The sequence below is a fragment of the Pseudomonas sp. MWU318 genome (assembly GCF_016756945.1).
Taxonomy (GTDB): domain Bacteria; phylum Pseudomonadota; class Gammaproteobacteria; order Pseudomonadales; family Pseudomonadaceae; genus Aquipseudomonas; species Aquipseudomonas putida_A.
This window is the reverse complement of the sequence record NZ_JAESJL010000018.1, coordinates 1-24901: the sequence shown is the minus strand read 5'-3', so window position 1 is coordinate 24901 and position 24901 is coordinate 1. Positions and strand designations below refer to the sequence as shown.

At 60.9% G+C, this 24901-nt stretch carries 13 protein-coding genes and 1 pseudogene; 11 read left to right on the top strand and 3 right to left on the bottom strand.

What is annotated here, in order from left to right; all coding sequences use genetic code 11:
* Positions 1 to 6553 (top strand): annotated as a pseudogene (locus JN524_RS26955) (LapA family giant adhesin); the annotation flags it as partial.
* 147 nt (positions 6554 to 6700) lie between these two features.
* Entirely contained in the window at positions 6701 to 7039 is a 339-nt protein-coding gene (locus JN524_RS26950) for a tryptophan synthase subunit beta (protein ID WP_098966540.1), read from the top strand.
* A gap of 191 nt (positions 7040 to 7230) precedes the next feature.
* On the opposite strand, the gene lapD is transcribed toward JN524_RS26950, so the two are convergent.
* Both lapD and lapG read right to left on the bottom strand, forming a co-directional pair.
* A complete protein-coding gene (gene lapD / locus JN524_RS26945; protein ID WP_202371299.1) occupies positions 7231 to 9177 on the bottom strand; it encodes a cyclic di-GMP receptor LapD in 1947 nt (648 codons plus the stop codon).
* 14 nt (positions 9178 to 9191) lie between these two features.
* Positions 9192 to 9884, bottom strand: coding sequence for a cysteine protease LapG (gene lapG, locus JN524_RS26940; RefSeq protein ID WP_007962016.1), 693 nt, complete (start codon positions 9882 to 9884; stop codon positions 9192 to 9194).
* 196 nt (positions 9885 to 10080) lie between these two features.
* On the opposite strand from lapG, the gene JN524_RS26935 reads away from it, so the two are divergent.
* From JN524_RS26935 to JN524_RS26915, 5 genes are all read left to right on the top strand, one after another.
* Positions 10081 to 10791, top strand: coding sequence for a GntR family transcriptional regulator (locus JN524_RS26935; protein ID WP_135294689.1), 711 nt, complete (start codon positions 10081 to 10083; stop codon positions 10789 to 10791).
* Positions 10792 to 11561: 770 nt separating this feature from the next.
* Positions 11562 to 12338 carry a DUF3050 domain-containing protein gene (locus JN524_RS26930; protein WP_202371298.1) on the top strand — a complete coding sequence of 259 codons (777 nt, stop codon included), beginning with the start codon at positions 11562 to 11564 and terminating at the stop codon, positions 12336 to 12338.
* Positions 12335 to 13264: a diiron oxygenase gene (locus tag JN524_RS26925; RefSeq protein ID WP_202371297.1), complete on the top strand. Its 930-nt coding sequence runs from the start codon at positions 12335 to 12337 to the stop codon at positions 13262 to 13264. Before JN524_RS26930 ends, JN524_RS26925 begins: the two co-directional genes overlap by 4 nt.
* A 13-nt stretch (positions 13265 to 13277) precedes the next feature.
* On the top strand, positions 13278 to 16670 hold the full coding sequence (locus tag JN524_RS26920; RefSeq protein WP_202371296.1) for an amino acid adenylation domain-containing protein: 3393 nt from the start codon (positions 13278 to 13280) through the stop codon (positions 16668 to 16670).
* A gap of 23 nt (positions 16671 to 16693) precedes the next feature.
* Positions 16694 to 17161 (top strand): SRPBCC family protein, encoded by a 468-nt coding sequence (locus tag JN524_RS26915; protein ID WP_202371295.1) that lies wholly within the window; start codon positions 16694 to 16696, stop codon positions 17159 to 17161.
* Between the two features lie 146 nt (positions 17162 to 17307).
* Here the strand turns inward: JN524_RS26915 and JN524_RS26910 are convergent, their stop codons facing one another.
* Positions 17308 to 19188 (bottom strand): methyl-accepting chemotaxis protein, encoded by a 1881-nt coding sequence (locus JN524_RS26910; protein WP_202371294.1) that lies wholly within the window; start codon positions 19186 to 19188, stop codon positions 17308 to 17310.
* Between the two features lie 311 nt (positions 19189 to 19499).
* Between JN524_RS26910 and JN524_RS26905 the strand changes: the two genes are divergently transcribed.
* The 4 genes from JN524_RS26905 (at position 19500) to JN524_RS26890 (ending at position 24845) form a co-directional block, all read left to right on the top strand.
* The gene (locus tag JN524_RS26905) at positions 19500 to 20000 is read left to right on the top strand and encodes a sigma-70 family RNA polymerase sigma factor (protein ID WP_098966527.1); all 501 of its coding nucleotides are present in this window, start codon (positions 19500 to 19502) and stop codon (positions 19998 to 20000) included.
* Complete coding sequence (locus JN524_RS26900; RefSeq protein ID WP_202371293.1) at positions 20000 to 21001, top strand: FecR domain-containing protein; 1002 nt, start codon at positions 20000 to 20002, stop codon at positions 20999 to 21001. Before JN524_RS26905 ends, JN524_RS26900 begins: the two co-directional genes overlap by 1 nt.
* An 87-nt stretch (positions 21002 to 21088) precedes the next feature.
* Entirely contained in the window at positions 21089 to 23590 is a 2502-nt protein-coding gene (locus tag JN524_RS26895) for a TonB-dependent siderophore receptor (protein WP_202371292.1), read from the top strand.
* Between the two features lie 76 nt (positions 23591 to 23666).
* Positions 23667 to 24845, top strand: coding sequence for a PepSY-associated TM helix domain-containing protein (locus JN524_RS26890; protein WP_202371291.1), 1179 nt, complete (start codon positions 23667 to 23669; stop codon positions 24843 to 24845).
* The last annotated feature ends 56 nt before the right edge of the window (positions 24846 to 24901 follow it).

Sequence of the window (24901 nt, the reverse complement as noted above, 5' to 3'; positions counted from 1 at the left end):
TACCACCGCACCGAACGATGCGCTGACCGGCCACGCGCCGCTGACCAACGCGATCACCAACGTCAGCGGTGGCAACTACGAAAACCTCGTGGCCGACAAGACCCCGGTCAATACCACGGTCACCGATACCGTCGACACCACCAACCTGTCGCTGTCCGCGACCGGTACCGTGGCCGAAGGCGGCTCGATCGTTTACACCGCGACGCTGACCAACGCTGCCGGTTCGCCGGTTACCGTGACGTTGAGCAACGGCGCAGTAATCACTATCGACGCGGGCAAAACCGCCGGCACCGTGACCGTTCCGGCTCCAGCGGATGACGTCTACAAAGACGCCGGCACCGTTGAGGCCACGATCAAGACCGCGACTGGCGGCAATTTCGAAAACCTGGTGACCAGCAACACCCCGGCCGTGACCAGCGTCACCGACACCATCGACACCACCACGGTCAAACTGACCGCGACCGAGTCTGCTGCTGAAGGTGGTACCGTCACCTACACCGCGACCGTTGGTGCGCCGGTCACCGGTTCGCCGGTTGTGGTGACCTTGGCCAACGGCCAGAACATCACCATCGAAGTGGGCAAAACCACCGGTACCGTGACCACCACTGCGCCGAACGACGTGTTGACCGGCCACGCGCCGCTGACCAACGCGATCACTAACGTCAGCGGCGGCAACTACGAAAACCTGGTGGCCGATAAAACCCCGGTCAGCACCACGGTCACCGACACCATCGACACCACCAACCTGTCGCTGAGCGCGACCGGCACCGTGGCCGAGGGTGGCTCGATTGTTTACACCGCAACGCTGACCAACGCCGCTGGTTCGCCAGTGACCGTGACGCTGAGCAACGGTGCAGTCATCACCATCGACGCCGGTAAAACCACCGGTACCGTCACCGTCCCTGCCCCGGCCGACGACGTCTACAAAGACGCCGGCACTGTTCAGGCAACGATCAAAACCGCGACCGGTGGCAGCTTCGAGAACCTGGTACCAAGCACCACGCCAGCAGTGACCAGCGTCACCGACACCATCGACACCACGGGCGTGAAACTCACCGCCACGGGCACCGTGGCCGAAGGTGGCACCGTCACTTACACCGCTACCGTTGGTGCGCCAGTTACCGGCTCGCCTGTCGTCGTGACCCTGGCCAACGGTCAGACCATCACCATCGACATCGGCAAAACCACCGGCACCGTGACCAGCATCGCACCGAACGATGCGCTGACCGGTCACGCGCCGTTGACCAACTCGATCACTAACGTGACCGGCGGCAACTACGAAAACCTTGTGGCCGACAAGACCCCGGTCAGCACCACCGTGACCGACACTGTCGACACCACCAACCTGTCCCTGAGCGCCACTAATACGGTCGCCGAGGGCGGTTCGATCATTTACACCGCCACCCTGACCAACGCCGCTGGTTCGCCAGTGACCGTGACCCTGAGCAACGGCGCAGTGATCACCATCGACGCCGGTAAAACCACTGGCACCGTGACCGTTCCTGCCCCGGCTGATGACGTCTACAAAGACGCCGGCACCGTGCAGGCAACCATCACCAATGCCAGCGGCGGCAACTTCGAAAACCTGGTACCAAGCACCGTACCGGCCGTGACCAGCGTCACCGATACCATCGACACCACTACCGTGAAGTTGTCTGCCACCGGTACAGCGGCTGAAGGCGGCAACGTCGTCTACACCGCCACCGTCGGCGCGCCAGTCACTGGTTCGCCAGTCGTGGTGACTCTGTCCAATGGCCAGACCATCACCATCGACATCGGCAAAACCACCGGCACCGTGACCAGCATCGCTCCAAATGACGCGCTGACCGGCCACGCACCGTTGACCAACTCGATCACCAACGTGACCGGCGGCAACTACGAGAACCTCGTTGCCGACAAGACGCCGGTCAGCACCACCGTGACCGACACCATCGACACCACCAACCTGTCGCTGTCCGCGACCGGCACCGTGGCCGAAGGTGGCTCGATTGTTTACACCGCAACGCTGACCAATGCCGCGGGTTCGCCAGTGACCGTAACGTTGAGCAACGGCGCAGTCATCACCATCGACGCCGGTAAAACCACCGGCACCGTGACCGTTCCGGCTCCAGCGGACGACGTCTACAAAGACGCCGGCACCGTGCAGGCGACCATCAAGTCGGCGACAGGTGGCAGCTTCGAAAACCTGGTGCCAAGCACCACGCCAGCCGTAACCAGCGTCACCGACACCATCGACACCACTGGCGTGAAACTCACAGCCACGGGCAGCGTGGCCGAGGGTGGCACCGTCACCTACACCGCCACCGTCGGTGCGCCAGTCACCGGTTCGCCAGTCGTGGTGACCCTGGCCAACGGCCAGACCATCACTATCGACATCGGTAAAACTACCGGCACCGTCACCAGCATCGCGCCGAATGACGCGCTGACCGGCCACGCTCCACTGACCAACTCGATCAGCAACGTGACCGGCGGCAACTACGAAAACCTCGTTGCCGACAAGACGCCGGTCAGCACCACCGTGACCGACACCATCGACACCACCAACCTGTCGCTGAGCGCGACCCCGGCGGTGAACGAGGGCGGCCAGATCACCTACACCGCCACCCTGAGCAACGCCGCCGGTTCCCCGGTAACCGTGACTTTGAGCAACGGCTCGGTGATCACCATCGACGCCGGCAAAACCACGGGTACCGTGACCGTTCCGGCTCCGGCTGACGACGTCTACAAAGACGCCGGCAGCGTGCAGGCGACCATCACCAACGCCAGCGGTGGCAACTTCGAGAACCTGGTACCGAGCACGACACCGGCCGTGACCAACGTCGCCGATACCATCGACACCACCACCGTCAGCATCACCGGCAGCACCTCGGTGACCGAAGGCCAGACCGCCAGCTACACCGTCAGCCTGACGCACCCGGCGCAAACCGACGTGACCCTGAAGATCGTCTACAGCGGCACCGCTGCCGACGGTTCGGACTTCACTGGCGTGTACACCGTGAAGATCCCGGCGGGCGCCAGCAGCGCGCAGTTCAACGTCGCGACCATCGATGACAAGATCACCGAAGGCACCGAGAACTTCGTGGTCAAGATCGACTCGGCCACTGGCGGCAACTTCGAGAACCTCGCCGTCAGTAGCACCAACGGCAGCGTCAGCACCTCGATCATCGATAACGATGCGCCACCGGTCATCGACCTGGATGCCAACAACTCCAGCGGCGCCACCGGTGCCGACTACAAGGTGACGTTCACCGAAAACACCCCGGGCGCTGGCGTGTCGATTGCCGATACCGACCTGACGATCACCGACCCGGACAGCACCATGCTGACCGGCGCGACCATCGTCCTGACCAACCGTCAGGACGGCGATGCGCTGAACCTGGGCAACAGCGTCAACGGCATCACCATCAATGCCAACAGCACCAACGGCACCGTGACCCTGACCCTGTCGGGTAACGCGACGCTCGCCGACTACATGCAGGCCATCAAAAACATCAGCTTCACCAACAGCAGTGAAGACCCGAGCACCGTGCCGCGGATCATCACCGTGACCGTGACCGATGGCGGCAACTACTCCAACACCGCGACCACCACGGTCAACGTGGTGGCGGTCAACGATGCGCCAGTTGCGGCTCCGGTCAACGTCACCGGCACCGAAGACACGCCGCTGATCCTCGGCTGGTCGACCTTCGGCGTGACCGACGTCGACAGTCCGGCCAGCAGCCTGGGCATCAAAATCACCCAGCTGCCGGGCGAAGGCAAACTGCAGTATCTGGACGGCTCGACCTGGAAAGACGTCGCCAACAACCAGACCTTCAGCAAGGCTGACATCGACGCCGGCAAGCTGCGCTTCATGCCGGATGCCAACGAATCGGGTGTCAACGGTTACGGCGGCACCGGCATGGGCAACAACCAGGCCGACTACGCACAGATCAAGTTCCAGCCAACCGACGGCCAGCTGCTGGGCAACACCGGCACCGTGAAGATCGACATCACGCCGGTGGCGGATGCACCGACCGTGAGCGTGGCCGACAACAGCGTGAAGTCCACCGGACTGGTCAAGGAAGTCTGGACCGGCCTGCCGGGCCTGGGCACCGACGGCAGCGGCGCGAACTCGACCACCCTGAAAAACGTGATCGACGGCGCCGGCACCCCGAACTCCAGCACCAACGTGAATAACGTGCAGTCGGACGGCAGTGTGACCGCCGGCACCGCGTCGAAAACTTCGGGCCTGATCTACCTGGAAGCCGGCAAGACCTACAGCTTCAGCGGTGTGGCTGACGACAGCCTGCTGATCACCATTGGCGGCAAGAGCGTGGCGTCGGGTACCTGGGGCGCGGGCGGTGCGATCAGCGGTTCGTTCACCCCGACCACCAGCGGCTACTACACCCTGGACATCTACCACCACAACCAGAGCGGCCCGGGTAGCTATGACGTGAACCTGTCGGTCAACGGCAGCACGCCGATCGACCTGAGCAGCGCCGGCGTGCCGATCTACACCGGCGTGCAGGATCTGGTGAACGCCGGCGTGACCGTCTCCGACCTGCACGGTACCAACGGCGAAGGCTATTACGACGGCTACAAGCTCAACACTGGCGCCGAAGGCACCACGGTGAAACTGTCGGCGATCAACACTGCGCTGACCGACACCGACGGTTCGGAAACCCTGAGCGTGAAGATCAGCGGTGCGCCAGTGGGTTCGGTCCTCTCCGACGGCCATGGCCACAGCTTTACTGTCACCGCGAGCAACGGCGAAGCCAACGTCACCGGCTGGAACCTCGGCAGCCTGACCGTGACCCCGCCGACCTACTACAACGGCCAGTTCAACCTGACCGTGACCTCGACCTCCACCGAGATGGTCGGCGGCTCGGCCAGCAGCACCGCGACGATTCCGGTCACCGTGGTGCCGGCGGTGTACAACGCCGTGGTCGGCACCTCTGGCGATGACACCTTCAACGGCACCGATGGCAACGACATCATGGTCGCCGACATCGGCGGTCTGACTGTGGTGCCGGGCACCAACTACAACATCGCGTTCATGGTCGACAGCTCGGGCAGCATGAGCACCTCGTCGATCAATGCGGCCAAGGACTCGCTGACGTCGGTGTTCAACACCCTCAAGCAGAGCCTGGGCGGCAGCAACTCGGGTACGGTGAACATCTTCCTGGTGGACTTCGATACCCAGGTCAACAAGTCGGTGTCGGTGAACCTCAACGACCCGAACGCGCTGACCAAGCTCAAAGCCGTGCTCGACTCGATGACGTCCGGCGGCGGCACCAACTACGAAGACGTGTTCAAGACCACGGCCAACTTCTTCCAGAGCACGGAAGCGCTGGCCAACACCGGGGCGAAGAACCTCACCTACTTCATCACCGACGGCCAGCCGACCTACTACCAGAGCGGCGAGCAGACCAACCCGACGCTGTACGGCAACGTGAAGTTCGACAGTGTGGTGACAACCAGCAACTACAAGCTGGGCGATACCTTCAGCACGTACATCGACAACACGCATTACCTGAGCATCACCGCCAGCGGTTATGCCCAGTTGCAGACCTACAACGGCCGCGGCTGGACCACCACCAACCTGGGCACGGTTCACGCTCAGGGTGACGGCACCTACGAGCTGTCGAGCCTGGCTGGTACTGGTAACAGCACCACGACTGCCACCACCGACAACTCCAGCAGCAGCTTCGCCTTGCTCAGCGGCCTGTCGAATGTCGAAGCCATCGGTATCAACAGCGGTGTCAGCCTCAACGACCTGAAACCGTATGACTCGGATCACTCGCCACAGACCAACATCGATCCGAAGGATCTGGCCAACTCGATCATCGGCCATACCGAAGCGACGATGCCGGGCAACGACACCGTCAGCGGTGGCGACGGCAACGACATCCTGTTCGGCGACCTGGTGAGCTTCAACGGCATTGCCGGCGAGGGTTATCAGGCGATGCAGGCGTTCGTGGCGCAGCAGACCGGGGTCGACGTCAGCAAAGTCACCACCAGCAACGTGCACCAGTACATCACCGAGCACTATCAGGCGTTCGATGTGTCTGGCGCACATGACGGCAACGACACGCTGCTGGGTGGCGCAGGCAATGACATCCTGTTCGGCTCGGGCGGCAACGACCTGCTCGACGGCGGCAAGGGCAATGACATCCTGCTCGGCGGCACCGGCAACGACACGCTGATCGGCGGCCAGGGCAACGACATCCTGATCGGTGGTTCCGGTGCCGACACCTTCGTCTGGAAAGCAGGCGACACCGGCAACGATGTGATCAAGGACTTCAATGCCAACGAAGGCGACCGCATCGACCTGCGCGATCTGTTGCAGGGTGAAACCGGCAGCACCATCGACAACTTCCTGAAGATCACCACGGTTGATGGCACGTCGTCGCTGCAAGTCAGCTCGGCGGGCAAGTTCAACTCCGGCGACGCGGCAGCCGCCACGCCGGACGTGACGATCAAACTGGAAGGCAACAACTGGTCGAGCGCCAACATTCACAACCTGATTGCCGGCAGCGATCCGACCATCAAGGTCGACCACAACAACAGCTGATGCGTGAACAAAACGGCCGCCCCTTGGGGCGGCCGTCACGTTTGCGACTAACTCGGCGGTGACGATTTCGTCGCCACCCCGCATACTCGCGCGCAGTTGGCCTATGCTGCTGACAGCATGACGCTGGATCTTTCTGAGGGATGCTCAATGTTTTACGTGCAACGCGATGCGCAAGGTCTGTTGATTCGCGTGGAAGCCGCGGCCTACGCCGAGGCCACGGAAACGCTGCCGGCCGACAGCCATGAAATCCAGGCCTGGTTCGCCAATGAAGTGGTGGAAACCAGCCTGAAACAGCTCAAGCAGAGCGACCTGGAAATGATTCGGGTACTCGACGACCTGATTCAGGTGCTGACCCAGAAAGGCGTGATCCGCGTCACCGACTTGCCGCCAGCGGCGCAGGCCAAGCTGATGGATCGAACCCAGGCGCGGGAAGCGCTGGGCGGGTTGAGCCACTTGATCGACGACGAAGAGACCGGGCTGATTTAAAGCAAAAGATCGCAGCCTCCGGCAGCTCCTACAGGTAATGCGTTCCCTGTAGGAGCTGCCGAAGGCTGCGATCTTTTTTATTTTTAACGGCCCCTTTGCGAGCAGGCTCGCTCCCACATTTGAAATGCATTCCAATGTGGGAGCGAGCCTGCTCGCGAAGACGGCATCAATGACGCCGCCGCACTAATGGTTTACTTCCAGGGCTTGGGCTCACCAAACAACTGCCCCTGTACCCCATACAAGCCCATCTCGCGAATCACCGACAACTCGCCTTCGGTCTCCACCCGCTCGGCAATCAACGGCAGATCGATGCTGTGCGCCGCTCGCTGGATCGCCTCGATGAACAGGCGCTTGTCACTCTCCTGATCGATGGCGCGGATGTAACTGCCATCGATCTTCAGGTACGCCAGCCCCAGCCGCGCCAGGTTGCCGATCATGCTGAAGCGTCCGCCAAAGCGCTGCAGGCTCAGGGAGAAACCGAGTTCACGCAGACGCCGGGTCAACTGCTCCAGCACCGCTTGTTCCGGCAATTGCTCCTCGCCGATCTCCAGCGTCAGGCGCTCGCCGAGGTCGGAGTGCGCTCGCAGGATCTCGAACACTTTGTTCAGCGCCTGCGGATCGGCCAGGGTTGCCGAAGACAGGTTCAGCGCCAGCGAATCTTCATGCGCCTTCATTTGCTCCAGCACGCGCTCGAGCATCAGACGGTCGAGTCGCGCGGTCCAGCCAAAACGCTCGAGCCACGGCAGGAAACGCCCGGCCGGGATGGTCTGGCCCTGCTCATCCAGCAAGCGCGAAAGCACTTTGTAATGCAGCACCAATTGCGTGTCCTGAGCGGCCACCACCGGTTGGAAGTACAGCTCGAAACGCTGCTGATTCAGCGCCTGATCGAGCAAGCGATGCCAGGCATGGTGATCGTCACCGACGTCCGCCACCAGGCTCTGATCGATGCACGCCCAGTTCTGCTCGCCCTGTCCCTCGGCCTGCGCCAGCGCCTGATCGCCCAAGGTCAGTACCGCTTGCGGTGAATCGCCGTGAGCAAACGGAGCGAGGCCGATGGAGGCCACGGCCGGCACATCGGTTGCGCCAGTGGCATGCAGGCTGCTCAATGCGCTGTCGAGATTCTGCGCCAGTTGCAGCGCTTCTTCGCGCACCAGTCCCGGTGCCAGCACGGCGAATTCACCGCCGCGAATCCGGGTGACGAGGTTTTGGGTTTCCGGGTATTTGGCGCATTCGCGGGACAGTTGCTCGCCGACGGCTTTCAACAATTCATCGGTGCGCTGACCGCCCAGACGCTGATTGAGCCCGGCCAGGTCCTTGACCCGCAACAGCAGCAGGTAACCGGAACTGGCCTGCTCCGGGTTGCTCACGCGGTTGTGCAGTTGCATCTCGAAATAGCGCCGGTTGGCAAGCCCCGTGAGGTTGTCCTGATAAGACTCGGCGCGCAGTTTTTCGCTGCGCTCGGCCTGCTCCTGGAACAGCGCCTTGAGCTTCTCGACCATCTGGTTCATCGCCTGCACCACGCGCCGCAGTTCAGGGGTACGCGGCAACTCCGGCAGGCTGAGGAATTCGCGGCGGGCGATGGCGTGGGATTGTTTGACCATGTAATCCAGCGGGCGCAATTGCCGGCGCAACAGCAACGCACCGAGCACCGCGCTGACCGCGCCACACAGCAGCAGCCAGCCGAGGCTGCCCAACGCGCTCTGCCACAGCTTGGCCACGGCAAACATCGGGTGGCTGACCACCTCGACCCGCGCCGCCTGCTCCCAGCCACGGCTGACCAATGCGTCGCCACCGGCAGGCTCCAGGCCGATCAGCTTGACGAACCAGTCAGGCACATTGCTCACCGCCGGAATCCCGCTGCGCTCGACGATGGTCTTGTCGGTCTTGAGATCGACCACGCGGATGCTCGCGTAATAGCCGCTGTCGAAAATCGAGCTGACCAGCAGCTCGACCATCGCCGGGTCGTCGATATTCGGCGTCAGCGACAACGCCAGCGCCGTGGCGGCATCCTGGGCATGGGAGCGCAGCTGGTTGACGTACTGGGTGCGCGAGCTCTCCAGACTGACCATGAAGCTGCCGGTGAAGGCGACCACCAGGAACAGACAGATAGCGATCAACAGCTGTTTGAACAAAGACATCTGAGCGCGTGCTCCTAGTTAGTCGTTTCGACCGGGAAACCTTCGGCCTGCATTTTCTTCAGCACATCCTGCCAGCGCGACAGGCGTTTGGTGTCACCGACCTTTTTGTTGCCCTTGGCTCCCGGCAGGTACAGACCTTCAGCATTGAAAGAGTAGACCGGCAGCAAATCGGTTCGCTGGGACGCAGGCTGAATCGGATCGATCAGGCTGTCGAGCACCAGCGGCATGGCATCGGGGGTGGCGTAGTAAGTCAGCACCATGTGTGCGCGATTCTGGCGCAGTGCCTTGACGTAGGTGATGCGCAGCTTGTCACTGGAGACCCCGAGATGGCGCAGGCTGAAATACTTGGCGATCGCGTAGTCTTCGCAATCGCCGGCGCCTTTCCACAACGCTTCGATGGGCGTCTCCCAATAATCGACCTGCCCCCACAGATCGATATCTTCTACATAACGCACCTGTTTGTTGAAAAACAGGTTCACCACTTTGAGCTTTTCCATCTCGCTGACCTGTTTCTGCGTGGCCAGCAGGTTCTGCCACGCATCGATCCGCTGCTGCCCGGCACCCAACGGGCCGTACAGCGCCGTGGCTTTGCGGCTGATTGCGGAAAAATCCCAATCGGCATGCAGGCCGCCCAGCATGACGCCGGCCAGCAACAGTGCGCAGCCTAGCCAGCGCAGAGTCCGGGGGATCGCGAAACGTACCGCCACAGCAGGTTTCCAGGGGGCAGGAAGGAAAGCGTTTGATGGTGAAGCTTAGCCCGGTAAAAAACAATGGCACCATGAGATCATCGCCATCGCGCTAAACTTCATTCAGGACAGCAATCCTTTACATGGTTTGACAACCTGTAGAGCAATCACTAGTGTCTTTGGATCCAAATTCCGTCGTCATTCAGGGTGAGTAGTTGTGACACAGAAGCCCAAACCGCTGCACAGCATCAAAGTCGATGGGCCGATTCCCGCACACCTTGCCCGCTCGATCATCGAAGAGACCCTGCGCTCGGCGATCCTCGACGGTCGCTTGCCGTGCGGCACCGCCCTGCGCCAGCAGGACCTGGCCGACCTGTTCGGGGTCAGTCGCATGCCGGTGCGCGAGGCTCTGCGCCAGCTCGAAGCGCAGGAGCTGCTGAGCGTCACCACCCACAAGGGCGCCGTGGTTGCCCCGCTGATTCAGGGCGACGCCACCGAGACCTACGAGTTGCGGATCCTCCTCGAATCCGAAGCCATGCGCCAGTCGATCCCGCTGCTGACCAGCGCCGATCATGCGCACGCCGCCGGCTATATCGAAGAACTCGAAACCCAGCACGATTACAGCGAAATCGGTCGGCTCAATCGCCTGTTCCACATGGCCCTGTACAGCAAGGCACCGAATAAGCGTCTGCTGCGGCTGGTCGAAGACGGCCTCAACGAGGAGGAGCGCTTTCTGCGTTTCAACCTCGAAGCCATGGGCCTGGGCAAACTGTCCCAGGAAGATCACCGCGCCATGCTCCAGGCCGTGATCGAGCGCGATGTCGAACTGTCGGTGAAGTTGCTCACGCATCACCTCAACCGTGGCGTCGAGGTCATCACCCGCTTTCTCGCCAGCCCTGCCGGACAAAACCGCAAGGCCGTTCGCTGATGCTCTCCACGCCGGTCTCAGGCCCTCGCAGCTGACCGGCGAATAACCCGCTTACAAATCCCCTCTACGGTCTGCCGCAAATCCCGGTGGCGGATCCGCCTCTTCGCTCTAACCTCCCAGCGCCCAATAAGCCCGGCATTGCAGTTCGCTGCGGACGAATCGGTCATAGCCGTCCCGCCAATTTACCCGCACTCTTTAACGGCCAACCCATGAAGAACGGGCGACGCACCGCACCGCCGGCGCAGTCCCCGCACCAGGAACCTACGGAAGGAGCCTTGCCACGGGATAAAAGGAAGTTACGGCGCCGTTTCCGGCCCACTTTCATTCCTATACATCACATCAATTTTTCGCTTCTTAAAGTTGCTTTGAGTGAGGCATTCACTCTTGTATTCAATTTTGGCCATTATTTGCCGAAAGGAGCAACTACGCCCAAGTAAAACTTAAACCAAAAGTTTTACCGGACCGACTCATACTTGAAAAACATACAACTAAAAATAATTAAAAATAAACTTGTTAAGTTATTTGACGATGTATTAGCTTTTCCTCGCCGAGCAGGTTCTCCCCGCAAATACGGCGCAGCTCTGCAGTCAGCCAATAGCTCTGGCAAATAGTAGCCAACGCATGGCCGAGAGCCTTTCATGCACTTTGCAAAATTTCATTAATACGAATGAGGCCCGCGTTCGCCAATAGAAAACATTTCAAATTTATAAAGTCCTTGTTGATGCACTGAACGAGCAACTCTCTCTATTCCAATAACACCGAGGTTCGCCATGATGCCAACTAAAGAAAAACTCGCCCTGAAAAAAGCTCAATTGAGCGTTCACCCGATCTTCACTGAAATCGATTCGTTATCAGTACTGCGCCGGTTCATGGAATCCCATGTCTTCGCCGTGTGGGACTTCATGTCGCTGACCAAACGCCTGCAGCAGGAACTGACCTGCACCCGCCTGCCATGGCTGCCGCCACGCGACCCGCATGCTGCGCGGCTGATCAACGAGATCGTGCTTGGCGAAGAGTCCGACGACCGTCCCGCTCACGGCCATTACAGCCATTTCGAGCTGTACCTGGACGCCATGCGTGAAGTCGGTGCGAGCACCACGGCGGTCGAACGTTTTGTCGCGCTGCAACAGGAAGGCGTGAGTTACGACGTCGCTCTGCAAAGCGTTGAGGTTCATCCGGCAGCGGCAAAATTTGTTCGCGAGACACTGCACACCGCGCTGCATGCGCCAGGCCACAGCGTCGCCGCCGCGTTCCTGCATGGCCGCGAAAGCGTGATCCCGCCGATGTTCCAGCGCATCCTCGATGATTGGGGGATCGGCATCGAACAGGCGCCGACCTTTCGCTATTACCTGGAGCGCCACATCGAGGTCGACTCCGAAGATCACGGTCCGGCAGCAGAGCAACTGCTTGAGCGTCTGGTCGATGGCGATCCGCAACGCAAAGTCGAGGTCTATGCCAGCGCCATCGCGGCGGTGGAAAGCCGCATCGCCCTGTGGGACGGCCTGCGTCTGAGCATGCGTGAACCTTTGGCGGAGGTGGCCCGATGAACGCCGCCGACTACCAATCTTTCGCCGACGCCTGGGAAACCCGCGCCACCATCCGCACCCGGCCACGGCGTGTTCTGGAAGACGATGAGCGCCTGATCTATCCGTTGAGCCGTCAGCCGCTGGTGCTCAGCGAAACCTTCCTGCGTGAGTGCCCGCAGCAGCGTGATTTCGCCCTGGTGCAGACGCTGTACAAGTTCATCAACGACGTGGTGATTTTCGAAACCGAAATCGTCGACCAGACCGCCCGCGCCATCGCCAAGAATCGCTTCGCCGTACCCTTCCCGTTCGCCTGTCGCTACGACGCCATGACCGTGGTGGTGGACGAGGATTACCACGCACTGGTGGCGATGGATTTCATGCAGCAGACCGTGGCCATGACCGGCATCGAGCCGATCGAACTGCCCACTGAAATCGAATTGAGCCGGGCAATTCCTGCCGCTGTGGCACTGGCGCCCGAACACCTGCGCAGCGCGGTGGAGCTGATCTGCGTGGCCATCGCCGAGAACACCGTGACTGGTGACGTCGCCGCGTTCGCCCGGGACGATACGGTCAAGCCATCGATCAAAGGGCTGATGGCCGATCACTTGCTCGACGAGGGCCGGCATTCCAGCTTCTGGGCGCGCATGGTGCGCATCTATTGGCACACCGCCAATGACGCGGACCGGGAAACCATCGCGCAGATCCTGCCGGTGTTCATCGGCCATTACCTGACCAACGACATCCAGAAGTCCTTCGATCTGCGCCTGATCGACGCCTTGCCGGTCAGCGAGGCAGTGCGCCGTTTGCTCAGGGACGAGATGGCCGGGCTGGCGTTCCCGATCAATCGCCACCATCCGCTGGTGGGCAACATCGTGCGCTTTTTCCACAGCAGCTCGCTGCTCGACACGCCCTGCGTGCAGCACGCCCTGCGTGACTATCTGGTTTGATGAGGAGGCCGACATGAGACGTCTCGACATTTTATTGATTGGCGCCAGCCAGGCCATGACTGACCTGGCGCAGGAACTCGAACAACACGGCCACTCCTTGCGGCGCAGCGGCGCGGCGCAATCGCCGGTAGACCTGATCATCGACGATGGCTTCATCGGCGCCGGCGATTTCTGCGCCATCCCGCACCTGCATCTGCGCCTGGGTATTGGGTCGCCGGGCCTTGGCGGTTTGCCGACGCTCGACCTGCTGTGCTTCCTCGGCTCGTCACTGATCAGCCGTGTGCCGATTGGTGATGAGCCGTCCGGCAATGGTCAAGCACTGCGCCAGCGAGTGCTGACGCATGTGGTAGACGAAGTCGCGCTGCTGGTCAGCCGTTTCTCCCGCGATGCCGAGTATTTGCAGCAGGCAGTGCCGGCCATGGCGCCGGACTTCGAACAGGTGGAAGACCTGCGGTTTCTCGACAGCCTGGCTTACGTCCATCGCCTCAACGACACGACGCATCCGGCATTGTTGCAACAGGCGCAGACGCCGTTGATCGAACGCCTGCAACGCAGCCTGATCGAACACGCCGAGCGACCGGCGCTGCACCTGGCCGAGCACTCGCTCAGCTACCGCCAGTTGCACGCGCATAGCCGTGCGATCCAGCAACGTCTGCAGCCACTGCTAGAGCAGCATCCGCAGCCGTGGATCGTGGGTATCTGCCAGCCGAAAAGCCCGGCGCTGTTCGCCTCGATTCTGGCGGTGCTCGGCAGTGGCGCAGTGTATCTGCCGCTGGAGCCGAGCCATCCGTTGCAGCGCCAGCAATACATCCTGCAAAACGCCGGCGCGGTGTTGTTGTTGCACGACGGCGAGCATCCGCTCGGTGAGTCGATGCCGAGGCTGGATGTCAGTCGTATCGACAGCGCGGACGCGGATCTCGACCTGCCGTTGATCCGTCAGCGGCCGATGCTTGAAGCACCGTGCATGGCGCTCTACACCTCCGGCACCACCGGCCATCCAAAGGGCGTGCTCCTGAGCCAGGCGAACCTCGCGCACTTCACCGCGTGGTACGCCGATTACGTGCAGTTGCGCGCCGAAAGCCGGGTCTTGCAGTTCTCTTCGCTGAGCTTCGACTCATCGCTGATCGATATCTTTCCGACACTGCTGCAGGGCGCCGAACTGGTGGTGCCCGACGACACCCAGCGCCGCGATCCACTGCAACTGGTAGCGCTGATCCGCCGCCGGCAACTGACCCACGCGTTTCTGCCGCCAGCGCTGCTGAGCATCCTGCCGCTGGAGCAACTGCAAGGCGTGGAAGTGATGACCGGCGGCGACGTCTGCGAGCCATTCGTCATCGAGCAACTGACCCGTCAGGGCAAGCTGCACAACCTCTACGGCCCCACCGAAGCGACGGTGCTGATTACCGCTCGCCAGCTCAAACCGGGTGACAGCAACCGCACTCTTGGCGCACCGATTGCCAACAGTCAGGTGCTGATTCTCGATGACGACTTGCAACCGGTGCCGGAGAACACCGTCGGCGAATTGTTCATCGTCGGCCCCGGCGTTTGCCTCGGTTACTTGAACAATCCGCAGCAGACCGCAGAGCGTTATCTGACCCTGCAACTGCCGCACGGTGAGAACTTGCGCGCCTACCGCAGCGGCGACATGGCCAAGTGGGGCGAACACGGCATCGAGCTGTGTGGACGGCGCGATAATCAGGTAAAGATCCGTGGCTTCCGGGTCGAGCCGGAAGAGATCGAGCGCTGCCTGCGCGAGAGCCAGTTGTACCGTCAGGTGGCGGTGGTGATCGACAGCCAGCGGCGGATTCTGGCGTTCCTTGCGCAGCCGCAATCGGACGCCGCTCGCGATGCGTTGAAGGCGCATGCCCAGCAGTTTCTGCCGGACTACATGCAACCAGTGGCATGGACTGAACTGGCGCAGATGCCGTTCGCCAGCAACGGCAAGGTCGACCGCAAGGCGTTGCTGGAGCTGCCGGTCAGCGTGCAGGACAGTGGCCCGAAATGCCTGCCGGCAAACGCTGACGAAGCGCTGCTGCTGGAGATCTGGGCAGAACTGCTGGAGCTGCCGAGCAGCGATATTTCCACCGACGAAAGCTTCTTCAATCTCGGTGGGCATTCGATTCTGCTGTCGCGGATGTTGCTGCGTTTGCGTGAGGAATTCGGGCGCAGCATCTCGATCAACCGCTTCATCGAACTGCCGACCATCAGCAAACTCGCGACGCTGGTGCGCGGTACCGACGACAGCGCGGTGCTTAGCGCCCAAGCCATGGCCGACGCCGAGCGCCCGCTGAACATCGAGCCGCTGCCGATCAGTCGCCTGGGCGATGTGCACAAGGTGATCGTCACCGGCGCCAACAGCTTTGTCGGCGTGCACATCGTCGAAGCGCTGCTCGGTTGGGGCGCCAGCGAAGTGGCGTGTCTGGTGCGCGACGGTGGCGGGCAAACGGCGGCGCAGCGTTTTGCTCAGGCATTGCGCGAGAACCGTCTCGAGCATCTCGATTTGAGCCGGGTGCGGATCTACTCCGCGGACCTCACCCGCCCGCAACTGGGTCTGGCCGATGACGATTATCAGCGCCTGGATCGCGAGTTCGGCGCACTGGTGCACAACGCCGCCAACGTCAACCACGTACTCGATTACGAGTCGCTGGCAGCGGATAACGTCGAGCCGATTTTCGAGCTGCTGCGCCTGTGTGAAGGGCGCAGCAAAAAGGTCTTCAACTTTGTCTCGACGCTGTCCGCTTCCAGCACCGTCGACGGCGAAGGCCGAGTGCTCGAATTGCCCGCCGCGCCGACCCCGCCGATCTACATCCGCAACGGCTACAACCTGTCGAAGTGGGTCGGCGAGCGCGTCCTCGAACGGGCGCGCGAGCGTGGGGTGTGGGTCAATCTGTATCGCCCCGGGAACATCAGTTTCAACAGCCTGAGCGGCGTCTGCCAGCCGCACAAAAACCGTTTGATGCTGATGCTCAAGGGCTCAATCCAGCTCGGCCAGGTACCGGCCTTCGCGCTGAATTTCGACCTGATGCCGGTGGACTTTCTGGCTCGGTTCATCGCCTTCCACGCCAGCCGTTATTCGACCGAGCGTGCGGTGTTCAACCTGCACAACCCCGAACCGCTGAGTTGGGATGCCTACGTCGCCTCGTTCCGCGAAACCGGCAGCGAGTTCTCGCTGGTCAGCGTCGCCGACTGGCAACAGCAACTGGGCCGGGTCGATGCCGACAACGCGCTGTTCGGCGTGCTCGGTTTCTACCTCAACGGCTTCGAGGAGGACATCGGCGACATCTCCCTGATCGGCCACGCCAACGCTGAAGCCGGCGTGCAACAGATGGGCGCGCATTACCCGGAAAAATCCCCGGCGCTGCTGCGTCGTGGCTGCGATTACCTGAAACAGATCAACTTCATCTAGTTCACCCAAAGAGGAGCAACACCATGAGCAATCTGCAACCCGACACCCTGATCAAAAACCCGCACGGCTGCCACGTTGTGTCTTCGGTGGAAGTGCCGGCGGACGCGGCGCAGGTCTGGGCGATGGTCGGCAATTTCGCAGGCTTCGACCGATTCATTCCGGCGCTGTCGCACATCGAAATGACCGGCGACGGCGTGTCTTCGCTGCGCAAGAAATTCTTCAAGGACGGTAACGTGGTGGTCGAACAACTCAACTCACACGATGAGCAGGCGCGCGCCATGACCTGGACCACGATCTACAACACGCTGGGCGTGGCGAATTTGTGGGCGGCGATGAACGTGGAATCTTTGGGGGCGGGCAAGTCGCGGGCGACCTGGACGATCATTGCCGAGCCGGCTTCAGGTGGGGAGGAGGTGCTGCCGGGGTTCAAGGATTTCGTGCAGGGGTTCGCCGATGATGCGATGGGGAATGTGCTGAAGCTGTTTGTGTAAGGCTTCAGTTTGGCGGTGATTGCACCGCCACTATCGCTGGCAAGCCAGCTCCCACAGGTTCCAGGTCGGTCACAGATGTTGTGTTCGCCAGAAATCCTGTGGGAGCGGGCTTGCCCGCGATGAACGATAACGCGGTCTGCTTGATGTCAGATCTTGAAGCTGTCGACCAACTGCTTCAGGCGATTCGCCTGCTGCGACAACGCATCACAATCCTTCAACGTTTCATGGAGGTTGGCGACGCTCTGCTGGTTCAGCAGGTTGATCTGATTGACGTCGACGTTGAGGGTTTCCACCACTGCGGTCTGCTCTTCAGTCGCCGCGGCCACCGACTGGTTCATGCCGTCGATTTCGCCGATGCGCTGGGTCACGCTGACCAGACGCAGGCCGGCCTGATTGGCCACTTCAACGCTCTCTTCGCTGGACGCCTGACTGGCGTTCATGGTGGTCACCGCTTCACGCGAACCGACCTGCAGGGAGGTGATCATTTTGTGGATCTCTTCCGCCGATTCCTGGGTGCGATGCGCGAGGTTGCGCACTTCGTCCGCCACCACCGCAAAACCGCGTCCGGCTTCACCGGCACGGGCCGCTTCGATGGCCGCGTTGAGCGCCAGCAGGTTGGTCTGCTGCGAGATGCCTTTGATCACATCGAGGATGTGGCCGATGTTGTCGGTGCTGGCATTCAGGGTTTCAATCTGGGTGCATGACAGGCTGATCTTCTGCGACAGCTCGGTCATCGCCTGAATGGTCTGCTCGACCACCTGACGACCGTCATCGGCCTGCTCGCTCGCGCCGCTGGCGTGCTGCGAAGCATCGGCGGCGTTGCGGGCGATTTCCTGAGTGGCGGCGCCCAACTGGTTGATCGCTGCGGCGACACTGTTGGTGCGAGCGCTTTGTTCGTCGGAACCGATGATCGAGGCGTTGGACGAGGCCATTACCCGTTGCGACAGGTCGTGCACGTGACGGGTAGCCGACGACACTTCGGAAATCGACGCGTGAATACGCTCGACGAACTGGTTGAACGAGCTGCCCAGTTCAGCGAACTCATCCTTGCCTGCCACGACCAGACGCCGGGTCAGGTCGCCTTCGCCTTGAGCGATGTCCTGCATCGCGCGGCCCATGGTGGTCAGCGGACGCATCAGGACGTTGATCAGCAGGCTCAGCAGCAGCGCAATCGCAGCAACTGCGACGAACATCGCAATCAGCGCCGAAGTACGGAATTGGCTGAGGGCGGCGTAGGCCTTGTCACGATCGATCGACAGCCCGATGTACCAGTCGGCATTCGGCAAACCACTGACCGGGGTGAACGACAGGATGCGTTCCTGGCCGTTGAGCACCACGTTCTGGTTGCCCTTCTCGATGCGCACACCGGCGTTCGGGTAGATGTCCTTGAGGTTTTTCATCACCTGGTCTTTGTCCGGGCTGACGATCACTTGACCATCACCGCTGACCAGGAATGCGTGGCCGAGGCCACCGAAGTCCACCGAGTTGATGATCTTCACCAGTGTTTCCAGGCTCAGGTCACCGCCGACCACACCCAGCAGTTCGCCATTCTTTTTCACCGGCATGGCGATGGTCACGACCAGACCACCGACCGCCGCCATGTATGGCGGGGTCAACATGGTTTTGTTGGCGACCACGGCCTGCTTGTACCAAGGGCGCTGACGCGGGTCGTAGCCGTCGGGCATCTTCGCGTCAGGGCGCTGGGTGAACACTCCGTTGGCCTGACCGACGTAGGTGAACTGGAAGTTCGAGGTGAAGGCCGGTTGATCGACCAGCCCCGGGAAGTCGGCGTCCTTGCCCTGATGGGCAACGTTTTGCGCGAGGTTTTCCAGCACCAGGATCCGCCCGCTCATCCAGTTCTGCACGCTGCTGGCGGTCAGATCGCCGGCCTGCTGTACGGACGACTGGAGGTTCTGGGCAATGGTGTTGCGCTGCAGATAGTCGTTGTAGAGGGTGAACAAAGCGAAAGCCAGGACCACGACGCCCGAGGCGGCCAACAGGATTTTATGGCTGAACTTGAGATTCATTTCATGGGACTTCTTATGCAAAAGTGGGGATGCGTTCCGGGATGCAACATTCCATGTACAGCGCAGGCGGCGTTCTGACGGCCGCTCTACTTTGGTGCACGCATGTCTCACCAGTCTGTCGGCACCATTCACGGAAATCTTAGGGCTGCGTGGGAAATGGCCTGCATTTCTGTCAGATTCCCGCCGAACGGCGTGCCAGAGCGTTCGCCACGAAGTTTTTTTGCTGGATCTCCGAGCAGAGGTTGCAAAATTCGCAGCCCCTGATAAAAATGCGACTAATTATCATTTGTGACGTTCGGGCTGTCGCGTTCATGTCCTCACCTGAGTTTGCAGTGCAGGCGCTTTACAGGAGTCATCACGGCTGGCTCAACGCCTGGCTGCGGGCGCGGCTGGGCAATGCCGCAGATGCCGCGGATCTGGCCCAGGACACCTTCGTCCGCCTGTTGCAGCGCAGCGAACGCCTGGAACTCAAGGCGCCTCGCGCATTTTTACGCACCATCGCCCGTGGCCTGGTGATCGATCATTGGCGTCGTGAAGAAATCGAACGCGCCTATCTCGAAACCATCGCCCATTTGCCCGAAGCCGAAACCCCAAGCGCCGAAACCCGCGCGCTGGTAATCGAGTTGCTCGAGAGCATCGCGCGCATGCTTGAAGGCTTGCGACCGAAAGTGCGTCAGGCGTTTCTGCTGGCGCAGTGCGAAGGTTTGACCCACAAGCAGATCGCCGCGCAGATGGGCTTGTCACTGCGTTCAGTCGAACGTTACGTCGCCGATGCGCTGTATCACTGCTACGTGTTGCGGTACGCAAGTTGATGCCTGTGGATAACAACTCAGTCACGCGCCGCGCCGAGCCGCAGCAACAGGTGGTCAAGCAAGCCATCCACTGGTTGCTGCGGCTGCGTAACAACCATGGCAATGCGCGCCTGAGTCATCAGTGCGACGCGTGGCGCGCCGAACATCATGAACATGAACTGGCCTGGCAGCGCGTGCAGTCGCTGCAGGCGGAATTGAGCCATAACCTGCGCGCAGTGCCCGGCGCCCAGGTGGCGTTCAATACGCTGGAAAACAGTGCGCAAGGGCTGGGCCGGCGACAAGCCTTGAAGCTGCTGTCTGGCGCGGTGCTGATGGGCTCCGCGGCATGGCTGGCCAAGGACACCTCCGTGTGGCAGCAGTGGCGCGCTGATTACGCTACGGCGACCGGGGAGCGTCGCGGGTTCCAGTTGCCCGACGGCACGCGGATCGAGCTGAACACTGCCAGCGCAGTGGATCTGGACTACACCGCGCAGCAGCGGCTGATCAAACTCACTCGCGGCGAAATCATCGTCACATGCGGCGGTAACGATGAAGGCGCGGCTTTCAACCGGCCACTTCGCGTGCAAAGTCGTCATGGCATTTATGAGCCGATAAAGGCCCGCTTCATCCTGCGTCAGGACAGCGATTGCACGCGGCTCACTGTCAGCTCAGGGAGCGTCGCCATCCGCAGCGGCGCAACCTCCGTCGAGGCACTCGCCGGGCAGACCTATCTGATTGATCACCATCAGGTGCGCCCGGCACCGCCACTGGATATGGACGTCGGCGCGTGGGTCGACGGTTTGATCGTCACTCGCAACATGCGCCTGGGCGATTTTCTCAACGAGGTCGGGCGTTATCGGCAGGGCTTCGTAACGTGTGCGCCGCAGGTGGCGGACTTGCGCCTGTCCGGAGTGTTCCGTCTGGAGGACACCGACAAGCTGCTGGCCATCCTGCCGCAGACCCTGCCGGTGCAATTGCGTTATCGCACCCGATGGTGGGTCACGCTGGAAGCAGTGGCCTGAAATTATTTTGGCGGGTTTTCGCGACAAGTCCGGCTTGGTCAGTAAGCACTTCAACTCAGCCTTTGCGACTTGCCACGGAAACCGACAATGACTGTCCGCCTCACCTGTAAGAAACCGCTGAATTTCACTGCCGAATCGGGCCTGCTGCGCCACGCCGTTCGCGCCGCCCTGCTGTCCACCGTTCTGGGTGCCGGTGCGCTGCCCGGGCTGAGCCTCGCCGCCCCTGCCAGTGAAGCGAGCAGTCATCGCTACAGCATCGGCGCCGGCCCGCTGGGCGAAGCGCTGAACCAGTTTGCCCGTCAGGCCGGCATTACCCTGGCGATGACTCCGCAGCAAACGCAGGGACAACAGTCTCCGGGCGTACAGGGCGAATATTCAACTGATCAGGCGTTGAGCCATTTGCTCAGCGGTTCGGGCCTGGAAGCAGTCAGCCAGGACGGCAGCAGCTACGTCCTGCGTCCTGTCAGTGAAACCGATGCGCTGGCACTGCCAACCACCGATATCAAAGGTTTCGCCCTCGGCAACGCACTCGGCAGCATGGAAGGCTATAACGCCACCCACAGCCAGATCGCCACCAAGACCAGTACTGCGTTGCTGGAAACTTCGCAAAGCGTGTCCGTGGTCACCCGCGAGCAAATGGATGACCAAGGCTCGCAGACCGTGTCCCAGGCGATGCGTTATACCCCCGGCGTGCTGACCAACCCTTACGGGGCGACCCATCGCTACGACTATGTGGCGATGCGCGGCTTCAACGATGGCTCGGTGGACAATATTTACCTCGACGGTCTCAAGTCGATGGGTGACAGCGGGACCTACAGCACCATGCAGGTCGATCCGTATTTCCTTGAGCGCGTGGATATTCTCAAAGGCCCATCGTCGGTGTTGTACGGTCGCAGTTCGCCCGGGGGACTGGTGGCGCTGACCAGCAAAAAGCCGTTGTACGAGGCCTATCATCAGGTTCAGGCCACGGTCGGTACCCAAGGTCAGCGCTGGGTCGGTTTTGACTTCAGCGGTCCGGTCGATGACGACAAGCGCATTGCCTATCGTCTGACCGGTTTGACGGATCAGTCCGACACACAATTCGACCACAACAAGGAAAAACGCTTCGCCCTCGCCCCGACCCTGAGTATCGATTTCACTGAAGACACCTCGCTGACGCTGCAGGCGTATCTGCAACATGATCCGGATGGCGGCTACCACGGCGGCGTGCCGGCGGACGGGACGATTCATCAGCGCAACGGCAACCGCATCTCGCCGCACTTCTTCGAGGGCGAGCCGGGGGTTGATGGGTATTCGCGGGATCAGCAGTCGTTCGGCTATCAGTTCGAACATCGCTTCAACGATGTCTTCACAGCGCGGCAGAACTTCCGTTACCTCGACTCCAAAGTGAACATGGATCAGGTTTACGCCTATGGCTGGACGACACCAACCAGCAACGAACTTAACCGCTACTACACCGGCGGCGATGAACGTCTGCATGCGTTCATCGTCGACAACATGCTGCAGGCCGAATTCTTTACCGGGGCTACCAAGCACACCGTGTTGATGGGCGCAGATTATCAACGACGCAAGACGGTGGTCGACTGGACCAGTGGTGGTCTGGCGCCGATCAATGCGTTCAACCCGGTCTATGGCAACTCGGCGATCGATATGTACGGCGACACCGGTTACCTGCGGCGCCTGGAGCAGACCGGGGTCTACCTGCAAGACCTGATCGAGATGGACCAGTGGCGTTTCTCGCTGGGTCTGCGTCAGGACTGGGTCGAGACGTCGGATGAGAACCGTATCGCCGAAGCGGGCCGTCCGGTGGGCACGGAAATCAACGACCGCCGCACCAAACTGACCGGCCGCGCTGGTGCGTTGTATCTGTTCGATAACGGCCTGGCGCCGTACATCAGCTATTCCGAGTCGTTTAACCCGAACTCGTATGCCGACAGCGCCGGTAATCCTCTGCCTCCGACCGATGGCACGCAGTGGGAAATCGGCTTGAAGTATCAGCCGCCAGGTACCGACAACCTGTTCACCGCGTCGCTGTTCCGCATCGATCAAGAGAATCTGGCAACCAAACTGCCGCAGGAAAACTTCTACCGCGCGGTAGGCGCTGTCCGCTCGCAAGGCCTGGAGCTGGAGGCGCACATGCAGTTGACCGACAACCTGAAAGTACTCGGCAGCTACACCTTCACCGATATCGAGTACTCGAAGTCGATGGTCAGCACCTTGAGCACGCCGACCGATGTGATCGAGAACAAAGGCAACTCGCCAACTCAGGCACCGCGGCACATGGCCTCGTTGTGGGCCGACTACAAATTCGACAGTGCCGCACTCGACGGCCTGCGCCTGGGCGGTGGTGTGCGTTATGTCGGTTACAGCTGGGCGGATGCGGAAAACACGCTGAAGGTACCTGCCTACACCTTGTTCGACGCATCCATCGGTTATGACCTGGGCAAGGTCGGCTTGAAGGGCGTCGACGTGCGCCTGAACGCGAACAACCTGACCAATGAATCCTACGTAGCCTCCTGCGCGAGTCTGAACTTCTGCTACATGGGCGAAGAACGCAACCTCGCCGCCACGGTCAGCTACCAGTTCTAAACCTTTGCCTATTGCATAAAAAAGCCAGCCCCTGATTTCTCGGGGGCTGGCTTTGGCGTCTTTGTGGGGAAATTTCATGCGCGCATTATTGGTGTTGTTGCATCGCTACATCGGCCTGGCGACGGCGGTGTTTTTACTGCTGGCCGGGATCACCGGGAGCATTCTGGCGTTCCATCATGAGCTGGATGAGTGGCTGAATCCGCAATTCTATGCGGCCTCCGCCGAGGGTCAGCGATTGCCTCCAGGGGTGTTGGTCGATGCTATGCAAACCACGCATCCGAAGCTGCAGGTCTGGTACATGGAGTATCCGGACAAATTGGGACATACCGCGTTATTGGCAGCTGTTCCGCGTAACGATCCGGCGACGGGCAAGCCATTTGATGAGCGCAATCAAGTGTTCTACCTGGACCCGGTGAGTGCCGAGCAGAAAGGCCAACGTTACTGGGGCGAGTGCTGCTTTTCCCGGGAGAACTTCATTCCGTTCATTCTTGAGTTTCATTTCAACCTGACGCTGCCCGGAAACTGGGGCTTGTGGTTGATGGGGTTCGTTGCCTGCGCCTGGGTGATCGATTGCTTTATCGCCTTGTGGCTGACATTTCCTCGTGGCAAGCCGTTCTGGAAGAAATGGGCGATGGCCTGGAAAATCAAGGGCGGGCACGCTTACCGGCTCAACTTCGACCTGCATCGTGCAGGGGGATTATGGCTGTGGTTGTTGTTGCTACCGATTGCGGTCAGCAGTGTCGCGATGAATTTGCCGAGTCAGGTGTTCAAACCGACGGTGTCGTTGTTCTCGCCGATTGAGCCCAGCGTTTATGAAGCCCGAGGACGAATGCCTCCTTCCGATTTGGGGATGACGCGGTTGAGTTATCAACAGGCGTACGAAAGGGCATTGCAGGAGGGGAAAAGACTAGGACTGACAGTGGCGATCGGAGAGTTGTATTACAGCTTCGAGTACAACTTCTACGGTGCAGGATTTGGGCAACATGACACTCAAGCGCATGGAAAATCCTGGTTGTTCTTTCACGGCACGGACGGACGATTATTGGGGCAGGAAATCGCTGTAAAAGGGACATTGGGGGAGCGGTTTTATCGATTGCAGTTACCAATACATGGCGGACGGATCATAGGCTTTACCGGGCAGGTGCTGATCGCGGTATTGGGTGTTGTGATCGCGGTGCTGTCAGGGACTGGCGTCTATATCTGGTGGCGTAAGTGGCAAGCCCGACGTATCAGCAACGCTCGCAAAACGGCCTGATATTCGGAAGCCCTGAAACGACAAAACCCCTGTCTGCGTTAGCAGACAGGGGTTCT